7 protein-coding genes and 4 tRNA genes are annotated in these 12,773 nt (G+C 59.1%); 10 read left to right on the forward strand and 1 reads right to left on the reverse strand.

Annotation, left to right across the window (positions count from 1 at the left end; genetic code table 11):
* From IHV84_RS16385 to IHV84_RS16430, 10 genes are all read left to right on the forward strand, one after another.
* A complete protein-coding gene (locus IHV84_RS16385; protein WP_198847652.1) occupies positions 1-3,174 on the forward strand; it encodes an efflux RND transporter permease subunit in 3,174 nt (1,057 codons plus the stop codon).
* Positions 3,175-3,278: 104 nt separating this feature from the next.
* Positions 3,279-3,365: transfer RNA gene (locus IHV84_RS16390), tRNA-Leu, on the forward strand.
* 75 nt (positions 3,366-3,440) lie between these two features.
* Complete coding sequence (gene tig / locus IHV84_RS16395) at positions 3,441-4,751, forward strand: trigger factor (RefSeq protein ID WP_198847653.1); 1,311 nt, start codon at positions 3,441-3,443, stop codon at positions 4,749-4,751.
* 123 nt (positions 4,752-4,874) lie between these two features.
* Positions 4,875-5,483, forward strand: coding sequence for an ATP-dependent Clp endopeptidase proteolytic subunit ClpP (gene clpP, locus IHV84_RS16400; protein WP_304503641.1), 609 nt, complete (start codon positions 4,875-4,877; stop codon positions 5,481-5,483).
* Between the two features lie 95 nt (positions 5,484-5,578).
* Positions 5,579-6,844 carry an ATP-dependent Clp protease ATP-binding subunit ClpX gene (gene clpX, locus IHV84_RS16405; RefSeq protein WP_066695023.1) on the forward strand — a complete coding sequence of 422 codons (1,266 nt, stop codon included), beginning with the start codon at positions 5,579-5,581 and terminating at the stop codon, positions 6,842-6,844.
* A 127-nt stretch (positions 6,845-6,971) separates the two neighbouring features.
* Positions 6,972-9,398: an endopeptidase La gene (gene lon / locus IHV84_RS16410; protein WP_044402539.1), complete on the forward strand. Its 2,427-nt coding sequence runs from the start codon at positions 6,972-6,974 to the stop codon at positions 9,396-9,398.
* An 83-nt stretch (positions 9,399-9,481) separates the two neighbouring features.
* Positions 9,482-9,557: transfer RNA gene (locus tag IHV84_RS16415), tRNA-Gly, on the forward strand.
* Positions 9,558-9,611: 54 nt separating this feature from the next.
* Positions 9,612-9,685, forward strand: a tRNA-Cys gene (locus tag IHV84_RS16420).
* A 131-nt stretch (positions 9,686-9,816) separates the two neighbouring features.
* Positions 9,817-9,892 (forward strand) — tRNA-Gly (locus IHV84_RS16425).
* A gap of 225 nt (positions 9,893-10,117) precedes the next feature.
* A complete protein-coding gene (locus IHV84_RS16430; RefSeq protein WP_198847654.1) occupies positions 10,118-12,043 on the forward strand; it encodes an integrase arm-type DNA-binding domain-containing protein in 1,926 nt (641 codons plus the stop codon).
* A gap of 52 nt (positions 12,044-12,095) precedes the next feature.
* Here the strand turns inward: IHV84_RS16430 and IHV84_RS16435 are convergent, their stop codons facing one another.
* Positions 12,096-12,740 (reverse strand): LysR family substrate-binding domain-containing protein, encoded by a 645-nt coding sequence (locus IHV84_RS16435; RefSeq protein WP_198847655.1) that lies wholly within the window; start codon positions 12,738-12,740, stop codon positions 12,096-12,098.
* Positions 12,741-12,773: the final 33 nt, after the last annotated feature.

The following is a 12,773-nucleotide window of genomic DNA, read 5'->3' on the forward strand; positions in this document are numbered from 1 at the left end:
ATGAGCCAGAACCAACCAAAAGAGGGGTTCAACCTCTCCAAGTGGGCGCTCGACCACCCGGCGCTCACGCGCTACCTGATGGTCGTGCTGATGCTGCTGGGCTTCGCGGCCTATTTCCAGCTGGGGCAGGACGAAGACCCGCCTTTCACCTTCCGGGTGATGGTGGTCCGCACCTACTGGCCTGGCGCCACGGCGCAACAGGTGGCCGAGCAGGTGACCGACAAGATCGAGCGCACGCTGCAGGAAGTGCCTTACGCCGACAAGATCCGCAGCTACTCCAAGCCAGGCGAGTCGCAGATCATCTTCCAGATCAAGGATTCATCGCGCCCGAGCGAGGTGGCCAACATCTGGTACACGGTGCGCAAGAAGGTGGGCGACATGCGCTACACGCTGCCCACCGGCGTGCAGGGGCCGTTCTTCAACGATGAGTTCGGCGATGTGTATGGCGTGATCTACGCGCTGGAGTCCGAAGGCTTCAGCTACGCAGAGCTGAAGACCTTTGCCGACGATGTGCGCCAGCAACTGCTGCGGGTGCGCGATGTGGCCAAGGTCGAGCAGTTCGGCGTGCAGGACGAAAAGCTGTTTGTCGAAATCTCGCAAAAGCGCCTGTCGCAGCTGGGGCTGGATTTCAACCAGGTGCTGGCCCAACTGGGCCAGCAAAACGCCGTGGAATCGGCCGGGGCTGTGCAGACCCCGCTGGACCAGGTGCAGGTGCGTGTGGGCGGCCAGTTCAACGCCATTGAAGACCTGCGGGCCATGCCGATTCGCGGCCCGTCGGGTGCGCAGTTCCGCCTGGGCGATATTGCCGAGGTCAAGCGTGGCTACGTAGACCCGGCCACCGTGAAGGTGCGCCACCAGGGGCGTGAGGTGATTGCGCTGGGTATCTCGATGGCCAAGGGCGGCGACATCATTGCCCTGGGCAAGGCGCTGGAACAGGCCACGCAGCGCATCGGCAACTCGTTGCCAGCGGGCGTCAAGCTGGTCAATGTGCAAGACCAGCCCAAGGCCGTGTCCACGTCGGTCAACGAATTTGTGAAGGTGCTGATCGAAGCCGTGGTCATCGTTCTGGCCGTGAGCTTCATCAGCCTGGGCCTGCACAAGCGCCCTGGCAACCACCCGCTGTGGAAGCGCTGGTACATCGACCCCCGGCCCGGCCTGGTGGTGTGCATCACCATTCCCATGGTGCTGGCCGTGACCTTTTTGGCCATGTGGTACTGGGGCATTGGCCTGCACAAGATTTCGCTGGGCTCGCTCATCATTGCGCTGGGCCTGCTGGTGGACGACGCCATCATCGCCGTCGAAATGATGGTGCTGAAGCTGGAAGAGGGCTACGACAAGGTGCGCGCCGCCACCTTTGCCTATGAGCTGACAGCCATGCCCATGCTGACGGGTACGTTGATCACGGCTGCAGGCTTTTTGCCGATTGGCATTGCCAAGTCGATGACGGGTGAATACACCTTCGCGATTTTTGCCGTGACGGTGATTTCGCTGGTGCTGTCATGGGTGGTGTCGGTGTACTTCGTGCCTTACCTGGGCACGCTGCTGCTCAAGGTGCCGCCCCATGTGCAGGCCGCCCAGGCCAACAAGGGCATTACCGACGACCCGCACGAGGTGTTTGACAGCCCGTTCTACACCGCCTTTCGGCGGCTGGTGGATTGGTGCGTGCAGCACCGCTGGATCACCATTGGCCTCACGGCCCTGACCTTTGCCCTGGGTATTGTGGGCATGGGCAAGGTGCAGCAGCAGTTTTTCCCGGATTCCAGCCGTCTCGAAATCATGGTGGAAGTCTGGTTCCCTGAAGGCACATCGTTTGCGGGCAACGAAGAGGTCACCAAGCGGGTGGAGCAGCGTCTGCTGACCGAAGCCGGCGTGAATTCCGTGACCACCTGGGTGGGTTCGGGTGTGCCGCGTTTCTATCTGCCGCTGGACCAGGTGCTGCCGCAAACCAACGTGTCGCAGTTCATCGTCTTGCCCAAGGACCTGGCGGTGCGTGAATCGCTGCGCATCAAGCTGCCCACGCTGCTGGCACAGGAATTTCCTGAAGTGCGCGGGCGCGTGAAGTTGCTGCCCAACGGCCCGCCCGTGGCCTACCCCGTTCAGTTCCGCGTGATGGGTCCCGACCCGGTGGTGCTGCGTGAGCGTGCTGACGAGGTGAAGGCTGCACTGCGCGCCAGCCCCGACATGCGCGGCGTGAACGACAACTGGAACGAGTCCGTGAAAGTGCTGCGCATGGAGGTGGACCAGGACAAGGCGCGTGCGCTGGGGGTCAGCAGCCAGTCCATCGCCCAGGCCGCCAAGATCATGCTGGCCGGCTCGCAGATCGGGCAGTTCCGCGAGGGTGACAAGCTCATCGACATCGTGCTGCGCCAGCCGCTGGACGAGCGCAACGCCATTACCGATATTGGTAGCGCTTATCTGCCCACGGCCTCGGGCAAGTCCATCCCGCTCACGCAAATTGCCAAGCCTGTGTTCACCTGGGAGCCCGGTGTGATGTGGCGCGAGAACCGCGACTACGCTATCACGGTGCAGGGGGATGTGACCGAAGGCATGCAGGGCGCCACGGTGACGGCCGCTCTGCTGCCCGGCCTGCGCGAGATCGAAGCCCGCTGGCATGCGGCAGGGCAGGGCGGCTATCGCATTGAAGTGGCCGGTGCCGTGGAGGAAAGCTCCAAGGGGTCTGCGTCGATTGCGGCAGGCATTCCGATCATGCTGTTCATTACCTTCACGCTGTTGATGCTGCAACTGCACAGCTTCAGTCGCGCGATGCTCGTCTTCCTGACCGGCCCGCTGGGGCTGGCCGGGGTGGCTGGTGCGTTGCTGCTGTTGAACCGTCCGTTTGGCTTTGTGGCGTTGCTGGGGGTGATTGCCCTCATGGGCATGATCCAGCGCAATTCGGTGATCCTCATCGACCAGATCGAGCAAGACCGTGCACGCGGCGTGCCTGCGTGGGATGCGATTGTGGAGTCGGCTGTGCGCCGTCTGCGCCCCATCGTGCTCACTGCCGCGGCGGCGGTGCTGGCCATGATTCCCTTGTCGCGCAGCGTCTTCTGGGGCCCTATGGCCGTGGCCATCATGGGGGGCTTGGTGGTTGCTACCGTGCTCACTTTGCTGGCTTTGCCAGCGATGTACGCAGCGTGGTTCAGGGTGCGTCGCCCGGCTCCTGAAGTACTTTGAAGAAAGGTTTCGGTCAGCCGTCCCGCACATCAGGGTAAAATAGAAGGTTGACCGATTTCACACAGGCGGCGAGCCGTGCTTGCCGCCTGTTTGTTTGTAGAACCGCGCGGGTGGCGAAATTGGTAGACGCACCAGGTTTAGGTCCTGACGCCAGCAATGGTGTGGGGGTTCGAGTCCCCCCCCGCGCACCATCCATGTGAGACTTTGCGGAACACGGCGCTGCTGCGCTGCAGCCAGCACGATCCACATTCATAAGAGGAATAGCCATGGCCGTTACTGTTGAAACCCTTGAAAAGCTCGAGCGCAAGATCACGCTCAGCGTGCCCGTTACCTTGATTCAGGCTGAAGTGGACTCGCGCCTGAAGCGCTTGGCCCGCACGGTCAAGATGGACGGTTTCCGTCCTGGCAAGGTGCCCATGAATGTGGTGGCTCAGCGCTATGGCTACTCGGTTCAGTACGAAGTGCTGAATGACAAGGTGGGCGAGGCTTTTGCCGTGGCCGCCAACGAAGCCAAGCTGCGTGTGGCGGGTCAGCCCCGTATCACGGAAAAAGAAGGCGCTCCTGAAGGTCAAGTCACTTTCGACGCCGTTTTCGAAGTGTTCCCTGAAGTCAAGATCGCCGATCTGTCTGATGCCGAAGTGGAAAAGCTGTCGGCCGAAGTGACCGATGCCGCTATCGACAAGACCATCGACATCCTGCGCAAGCAGCGCCGCAGCTTCGCCCAGCGCGCGCTGGACGCAGCAGCCCAAGACGGTGACCGCGTGGCGGTGGACTTCGAAGGCAAGATCGACGGCGAACCCTTTGAGGGCGGCAAGGCAGAAGGCTTCCAGTTCCTGGTGGGCGAAGGCCAGATGCTCAAGGAGTTTGAAGACGCTGTGCGCGGCATGAAGGCCGGTGAAAGCAAGACTTTCCCGCTGGCTTTCCCTGCCGATTACCACGGCAAGGAAGTGGCTGGCAAGACTGCTGATTTCCTGGTCACCGTCAAAAAGATTGAAGCTGCTCACCTGCCTGAAGTGAACGACGCCCTGGCAAAGTCTCTGGGCATTGCTGACGGTTCCGTCGAAGGTCTGCGCGCAGACATCAAGAAGAACCTCGAGCGTGAAGTCAAGTTCCGCCTGCTGGCTCGCAACAAGCAAGCCGTGATGGACGCCCTGGTGGCCAAGGCTGAGCTGGATCTGCCCAACGCCAGCGTGCAAGCCGAAATCGCCCGCCTGATGGAAGGTGCCCGCGCTGAACTCAAGCAACGCGGCATCAAGGATGCTGATAAGGCAGAAATCCCTGAAGACGTGTTCCGTCCCCAGGCTGAGCGCCGTGTGCGCTTGGGCCTGGTTGTTGCTGAGCTGGTGCGTGCCAATGAACTGCAAGCCAAGCCTGAGCAACTGAAGGCCTACATCGACGAGCTGGCTGCCAGCTACGAGAAGCCTGAAGACGTGGTGCGCTGGTACTTCGGTGACCGCCAGCGTCTGGCAGAAGTGGAAGCCGTGGTGATCGAAAACAACGTGACCGAGTTCGTGCTGAGCAAGGCCAAGGTGGTTGAAAAGGCCGTGTCGTTCGACGAGTTGATGGGCCAGGGCTGAAGCCCTGCTGCTGGCCATTTCCTACGGAATTGAGCTGGCAGTAATGCCAACCAAGGGGCTTGTGCTTTTGCGCACAGGCCCCAATTCATTTCTGGGTACAGTACCTGCTTGACTGGAGAAAACATGAGCGCATTGGAAACACAAGGCCTGGGCATGATCCCCATGGTCATCGAGCAGTCTGGCCGTGGTGAACGGTCGTATGACATTTACTCGCGCCTGCTCAAGGAGCGCGTGATTTTCTTGGTGGGGCCTGTCAACGACCAGACTGCCAATCTGGTAGTGGCCCAGTTGCTGTTCCTTGAGAGCGAAAATCCTGACAAGGACATTTCGTTCTACATCAACTCGCCTGGCGGTTCCGTCAGCGCGGGCATGGCGATTTTCGACACGATGAACTTCATCAAGCCCGATGTGTCAACGCTGTGCACCGGCATGGCTGCCAGCATGGGCGCCTTTTTGTTGGCAGCAGGCGCCAAAGGCAAACGCTTTGCACTGCCCAACTCCAAGGTCATGATCCACCAGCCTCTGGGCGGCATGCAGGGGCAGGCCACCGAAATTGAGATCCACGCCCGTGAGATTCTCAAGACCCGTGAGCAACTGAACAAAATCCTGGCCGAACGCACAGGCCAGCCGCTGGAGAAGATCCAGCGCGACACGGAGCGCGACTATTTCCTGTCTGCCGATGAAGCCAAGGATTACGGCTTGGTGGATCAGGTGATCAGCACGCGCGCCTGAACCCGGTAGCACACTGGGCGGCGTTTTCCCTTGGGGAAGACGCCGTTTTTATTTGGTTATCATCCCGACAACTTTCCGTAACAAGGCATTGCTCCATGGCCGAGAAAAAAGGCTCCTCCAGCGAAAAAACCCTTTACTGCTCCTTCTGCGGTAAAAGCCAGCACGAAGTCAAAAAGCTGATCGCTGGTCCTTCGGTCTTTATCTGTGATGAGTGCATTGACCTTTGCAATGAAATCATCCGTGATGAGTTGCCTGTGGGCGAGTTGTCCAAAGAAGCCCGCAGCGATTTGCCTACCCCGGCAGAGATCAAAAATAATCTCGACAACTATGTGATCGGTCAAGACGTAGCCAAGCGAACGCTTGCTGTGGCCGTGTACAACCATTACAAGCGTTTGCGTCACAAGGACAAGGCGCATAAGGACGATGTTGAGCTCTCGAAGAGCAATATCTTGCTGATTGGCCCCACGGGCTCTGGCAAGACTTTGCTGGCCCAGACACTCGCGCGCATGCTGGATGTGCCTTTTGTCATGGCCGATGCCACCACGCTGACCGAGGCTGGCTACGTGGGCGAGGACGTAGAAAACATCGTGCAGAAGCTTCTGCAAAGCTGCAATTACGATGTGGAGCGTGCCCAGCGTGGCATCGTTTACATCGATGAGATCGACAAGATTTCTCGCAAATCTGACAACCCCTCCATCACCCGTGACGTGTCTGGTGAAGGCGTCCAGCAGGCATTGCTCAAGCTGATCGAAGGAACCATGGCGAGCGTGCCTCCCCAGGGCGGCCGTAAGCATCCCAACCAGGATTTCTTGCAGATCGACACGACTAACATCTTGTTCATTTGCGGTGGCGCTTTTGCCGGCTTGGAGAAGGTCATCGAAAACCGTACCGAAGCGTCTGGTATCGGTTTTGGTGCGGCAGTGCGCAGCAAGAAGCAGCGGTCGCTGACGGATGTCTTCCAGGAGATCGAACCTGAAGACCTGATCAAGTTTGGCATCATCCCTGAGCTGGTAGGCCGTATGCCGGTGGTGACGGCGCTGGCCGAGTTGAGCGAAGACGCGCTGGTGCAGATCCTGACAGAGCCCAAGAACGCGCTCGTCAAACAGTACAGCAAGCTCCTCTCCATGGAAGGTGTGGAGTTGGAGATTCGCCCAGCGGCCTTGAAGGCGATCGCGCGCAAAGCGTTGGCGCGCAAGACGGGAGCGCGCGGTTTGCGATCCATTCTGGAGCAATCGCTCATTGGCACCATGTTTGACTTGCCCAACACCAGCAATGTTGAAAAAGTGGTTGTTGACGAGGCAACCATCGAAGAAAACAAGCCGCCGCTTCTCGTGTACCGCGAAGCGGCCAAGAAGGCCTGAGATACCCGGTACGGGCGTGCACCCTGCAGCCCTTTCTTTTATCAACCCTTGCGCCGGTGCGGCTGCGTGCAAGGGTTGAAAATCCCCATATGTGGACCATATTCCACAGAGTTAACTGAGGATTTCCATGTCCGGACATACCCCCCTCCCAGCCACCCCCCTTGACCTTCCACTGTTGCCCTTGCGTGATGTGGTGGTGTTCCCCCATATGGTTATCCCCCTCTTTGTGGGAAGACCCAAAAGCATCAAGGCGTTGGAGTTGGCCATGGAAGCCGAGCGGCGCATTATGTTGGTCGCCCAGAAGGCAGCCGCCAAAGACGAGCCTTCGGTGTCTGATATGTTTGATGTCGGCTGTGTCTCGACCATCTTGCAGATGCTCAAACTTCCCGACGGCACCGTCAAGGTGCTGGTGGAAGGCCAGCAGCGTGCCTTGGTCTCCTCCATAGAGGATGCAGAAACCCATTTCAACGCTACGGTGACGCCAGTTGCCCCTGCTGCTGACGAAGCCAAGTCGAGTGAAATTGAGGCTTTGCGTCGAGCAGTGATGCAGCAGTTTGACCAATACGTCAAACTGAACAAAAAGATCCCACCCGAGATTTTGACGTCGATCGCCAGCATCGATGATCCGGGCCGTTTGGCCGACACCATTGCGGCCCATCTGCCTCTGAAGCTTGAGAACAAGCAGGTGGTACTGGACCTCTCCGATGTGAAGGCTCGCCTTGAGAATCTGTTCGAGCAGCTTGATCGTGAAGTCGACATCCTGAACGTTGACAAGAAAATCCGTGGGCGCGTGAAGCGCCAGATGGAGAAGAACCAGCGCGACTTCTATCTGAATGAGCAGGTCAAAGCCATCCAGAAAGAATTGGGTGAGGGCGACGACGGCGCGGACATCGAAGAGATTGAGAAGAAGATCAAGCTCGCCAAGATGCCTGCCGAGGCTCGCAAGAAGGCAGAAGCTGAATTGAAAAAGCTCAAGCTGATGTCTCCCATGTCTGCTGAGGCATCGGTCGTGCGCAATTACATCGATGTGTTGACAGCTTTGCCTTGGGCTAAAAAGACCAAGATCAAGCATGATTTGGTCAACGCCGAAGGTGTCTTGAACGAAGACCACTTTGGTCTCGATAAAGTCAAAGACCGCATCCTTGAATACCTTGCTGTGCAGCAACGCGTCGACAAGGTCAAGGCGCCTATTCTGTGTCTGGTGGGGCCTCCAGGGGTGGGCAAGACTTCGCTCGGACAGTCGATTGCCAAAGCCACTGGGCGCAAGTACGTACGCATGGCGCTGGGCGGTATGCGGGACGAAGCCGAAATTCGCGGGCACCGGCGCACCTACATCGGGGCTTTGCCTGGGAAGGTGCTCCAAAGCTTGTCCAAGGTGGGAACGCGCAATCCGCTGTTCCTTTTGGATGAGATTGACAAGCTTGGCACTGATTTCCGAGGCGATCCATCCAGCGCACTGCTGGAGGTGTTGGACCCTGAGCAGAACCACACATTTGGCGACCATTACGTAGAGGTTGACTTCGACCTGAGCGACGTGATGTTTGTGGCGACGTCCAACTCGATGAACATTCCTCCTGCACTGCTGGACCGGATGGAAGTGATTCGCTTGTCGGGATACACCGAGGACGAGAAGACCAACATTGCCATGCGCTATTTGTTGCCCAAGCAGCTGAAGAACAACGGAGTCAAGGACGAAGAGTTGTTGATTACCGAAGCTGCGGTGCGCGACATGGTTCGCTACTACACCCGTGAGGCGGGTGTGCGGTCGTTGGAGCGGGAGTTGTCCAAGATCTGCCGCAAGGTGGTGAAGGGCTTGCAGCTGAAAAAGCTCACGCCCCAGGTGGTGGTCACGGAAGACAACCTGCCCGATTACCTGGGTGTGCGCAAGTACACCTACGGGCGAGCTGAGCAGCAAAACCAGATCGGCCAAGTGGTCGGATTGGCCTGGACCGAGGTGGGTGGCGACCTGCTCACCATCGAAGCTGCGACCATGCCAGGCAAGGGTGTCATTACTCGCACAGGATCACTGGGTGATGTGATGAAGGAATCCGTGGAGGCTGCGCGAACGGTTGTGCGCAGCCGTGCCCGGCTGCTGGGCATCAAGGATGAAGTGTTTGAAAAACGGGACATTCATATCCACGTGCCGGATGGCGCCACGCCGAAGGATGGCCCGAGCGCAGGTGCTGCAATGACCACTGCATTTGTCTCCGCCCTCACAGGCATTCCTGTTCGTGGAGATGTTGCCATGACGGGTGAGATCACCTTGCGCGGTGAAGTTACGGCGATTGGCGGGTTGAAGGAAAAATTGCTGGCGGCCTTGCGTGGCGGCATCAAGACCGTGTTGATCCCGGAAGAGAACGTCAAGGATCTGCAGGAGATTCCCGAGAATGTGAAAAGCGGACTCGAGATCATTCCTGTGAAGTGGATTGATAAGGTTCTTGAGGTGGCGCTGGAGCGCAAGCCTGTCCCCTTGTCAGACGAGGAGGCTGCAGTTACTGCAGTGACGGCAGACAAAACTTCTCCGGCAGTCAGTAACGATTCTTTGAAGCACTGAAGTTTTTTTCGAAAACCTCCAAAAAATGCGCTACAATTCATCCCATCGCAGCAAACGTTGTAGAATGTAAGGCTTCGATAAATGCGGGAATAGCTCAGTTGGTAGAGCGCAACCTTGCCAAGGTTGAGGTCGAGAGTTCGAGACTCTTTTCCCGCTCCAAATTCCAAAAAAGGGAAGCATCAGCTTCCCTTTTTTGCCAAGGCAGTGGTTTCTGGCGCGGTAGCAAAGCGGTTATGCCCCGGATTGCAAATCCGGTTAGTCCGGTTCGACTCCGGACCGCGCCTCCAGGATGCGGCTGACTTGCTGAAGTGACTTGAGTTACTTCAGAGAGTTGGAAAAATTTTTGAAATTTCGCAGAAATTCAAAAATTGTGTTATAATTTAATTCTTGCTGATGCACTGAAGTGTTGATGCAAAATGCGGGAATAGCTCAGTTGGTAGAGCGCAACCTTGCCAAGGTTGAGGTCGAGAGTTCGAGACTCTTTTCCCGCTCCAAGTTGTGATCTACAGACTTCTACTGACGTCTGTAGGTCGTTGAAAAGAGGGGCTTCGGCCCCTTTTTTCATTCCAGCGAGCGCCACGGAAATCCACCCACAGCCAGCGTTTTTGAGTCGCCAAATGAGGCACAAGAATGCGGAGGGTCGGCTACCGGATAGTTGCTGGGGCTGAGCGGGGACCATGACGAGCATAGGGCCTAAGTCATAACTTAGGAGCCTCGAAATGGCACTCTCTGATCTGACCGTCCGGCAGGCAAGGACCACCGGAAAGCGCTACACCATCTCCGACAACGACTGCCTGGGCCTGATGGTCTCCGCCGCAGGCGGCAAGTCGTGGCAATTCCGCTACTACTGGCTGGGCAAGCAGAAGCGCATGTCTTTAGGCGGCTATCCCGCACTCAGCCTGCGCGAGGCCCGAGCCGAGCGGGACAAAGCCCAAGCCCTGCTCGCCAGGGGGATCGATCCCCAGGTCGAGCGTGACCAGCGGCGGCATGCGGTCAGGCTGGCCGGCGAATACACCTTCAAGACCGTCTTCGACGCCTGGGTCGAGCATCGCCGCAAGGAACTCAAGGAAGGCCGGCAGAGCACGATGTCGCAGATCCTGCGCATCTTCAACAAGGACGTGCTGCCTACCCTTGGAAAGATGTCTATCTACGACATTCGCCGCCCCCAGCTCCTGGGCGTCCTGGCAGCGATCGAGAAGCGCAAGGCGTTCACCACGGCCGAGAAGGTCCGTACCTGGTTCAACCAGTTGTTCCGCTATGCCCTGGTCATCGCCGAGGGGCTGGAGGTCAACCCGGCCGCCGACCTGGACGTGGTTGCCGAGCCCAAGCCCCCGGTGACCCACAACCCCTACCTGCACCTGCCCGAGATGCCCGAGTTCCTCCAGAAGCTCCGGCTCTACAACCCTCGTGGCTGGCAGACCCAGCTTGGAATCCGGCTGCTGTTCCTGACGGGGGTGCGCACGGGCGAACTGCGGTTGGCGGAAGCTGAACAGTTCGACCTCGACCGGGGCTTGTGGATCATCCCGCCACAGGTCGTCAAGCAGCTTCAGGACGAGATGCGCAAGGCCGGCAAGCGGCCGCAGGACGTGCCGCCCTATATCGTGCCTCTGTCCCTGCAGGCCATCGAGATCGTTCGTTACCTCCTGGGCGTGATGCGGCCGGCGCAGAAGTACCTGCTGTCGCACCGTAGCGAACTCAAGAAGCGCATCAGCGAGAACACCCTCAACAAGGCCGTGCAGCTCATGGGCTATGAGGGGCGCCTGACCGGCCACGGCATCCGCGGCACTATCTCGACGGCGCTCAACGAGATCGGCTATCCGAAGATTTGGGTGGACGCCCAGCTTTCGCACTCCGACCCCAACAAGGTGAGTTCGGCCTACAACCACGCCAAGTACGTGGAACCGCGCCGCCGGATGATGCAGGACTGGGCCGATCGGCTCGACCTACTTGAACAGGGCGAAGTGGAAGCCGCGAGCGCGCACCTGACCATCCGTATCGACGGGGTGCCGGCGATGGCAGAAGTGGAGGAAGCGGTGGATGCGACCATCACGATGGGCGAGCCCACTCCCCCCGGCGTCCCGCCGGTCGTGGCCACGCCTATTGTGGTAACCCCGAACAGCGGCGGGATCACGTTCCAGCGGCTGTCTCAGGTGCCGCCGCCTCCGACGCATGCCCCGGAGCCGGAAGTGTCCGCGATCCAGCGCGAGCGCGAGGAAATGCTGGCCATCTACGAGTCGCCAAGCAGCTTGCCGGTCCCGCTGTTCGGCAAGCTGGCCGGGAAGTCCAAGGACCAGATCAACCGCGAACTGAAGGCGGGCAAGTTGCTGGCCATCAGTTTGGGAAATCGGGGGCAGCGTGTTCCCGATTGGCAACTGGTGCCGCTCAAGCACAAGCTGGCCCAGGTGCTCATGAACCAGTGCCCGCACGCGGATTCGTGGGAGCTTTACCGCATGCTGACCCAGCCGCACCCGGACCTGGGTGATCGCGGGGCCATCGATGTGGTGACGCCCGCGAATTTGGGTGTGGTCGTCCAGGTCATCGCGGGCGGCCAGCAGGCTGTCTCGCCGCCGCTGTCCATCTCCGAAGATGTGCGGCAGAGTGTTCGCCGGCTGCTGGATAGTGCTGTGGTGGCTGAAGGGGCCTAGCCTTGATGTTGCCGCCCTATGGCTGGGCGAACGTCCCAAGCCATAGGGCTCTCTACGTTGCTCCGACCTTGGCAATCTGCAGCGCTCTGCGCTCGAACCGATCAGAAACAGGGTTGACTTGCCCGTCGAGTCGCTGCAGGTGCGTCACGATTTCGTAAGGGCCGTCAAAAAGCGGCCTCATGCCGATCCCCCATCCATGCGCGTGCCCAATGCGTGATTGCGCGGATACCCCGACGCCGTAGCCAGCGGCGACCCATAGCGTCATCATCTCGAAGGAAGTTACGCTCTGAACAGTGTTCGGTCGGTTCGCCGGCATGAGGGAGGACAGCCGCTGATCCAACAGAGGGCAGATTTCCGCCTGCCAGCGAAAAATGGGGTAGTCCAGTAGCTCGGCGACCGTGGGCTTCACCTGGGCCAGTAAGGGAGACCGCATCGGCATGGCAACGGCCATGCTCTCACTCCACAGAGGTTGGCTTTTCAAGGGCGGATCGCTCAAACCCTCGAGCGATATGCCTGCGTCGTAGCGGCCGTCACGAAGTCCTGCAACCAGTTCGTCGCCTGCGACCTCGAAAAAAGCGATGGTGACTTCCGGCTCTTCCTCACGCTGTAGCGCAAGCAATGCCGAGAGATGCGATGAGGGTACGCCAGGCGCAATAGCAAGCCTGAAGCTGGAAGTCTGACTGGTGGCGTCGTGCATGAGAGCCCCCAAGAAGCGATCGGGTCAAATAGG

Source organism: Acidovorax sp. IB03 (assembly GCF_016406015.1).
GTDB lineage: Bacteria > Pseudomonadota > Gammaproteobacteria > Burkholderiales > Burkholderiaceae_C > Acidovorax > Acidovorax temperans.

Coding starts and splice junctions, on each gene's coding strand:
- IHV84_RS16385 (WP_198847652.1), top strand. CDS start 1: ATGAGCCAGAACCAACCAAAAGAGGGGTTCAACCTCTCCAAGTGGGCG.
- tig (WP_198847653.1), top strand. CDS start 3,441: ATGGCCGTTACTGTTGAAACCCTTGAAAAGCTCGAGCGCAAGATCACG.
- clpP (WP_304503641.1), top strand. CDS start 4,875: ATGAGCGCATTGGAAACACAAGGCCTGGGCATGATCCCCATGGTCATC.
- clpX (WP_066695023.1), top strand. CDS start 5,579: ATGGCCGAGAAAAAAGGCTCCTCCAGCGAAAAAACCCTTTACTGCTCC.
- lon (WP_044402539.1), top strand. CDS start 6,972: ATGTCCGGACATACCCCCCTCCCAGCCACCCCCCTTGACCTTCCACTG.
- IHV84_RS16430 (WP_198847654.1), top strand. CDS start 10,118: ATGGCACTCTCTGATCTGACCGTCCGGCAGGCAAGGACCACCGGAAAG.
- IHV84_RS16435 (WP_198847655.1), bottom strand. CDS start 12,740: ATGCACGACGCCACCAGTCAGACTTCCAGCTTCAGGCTTGCTATTGCG.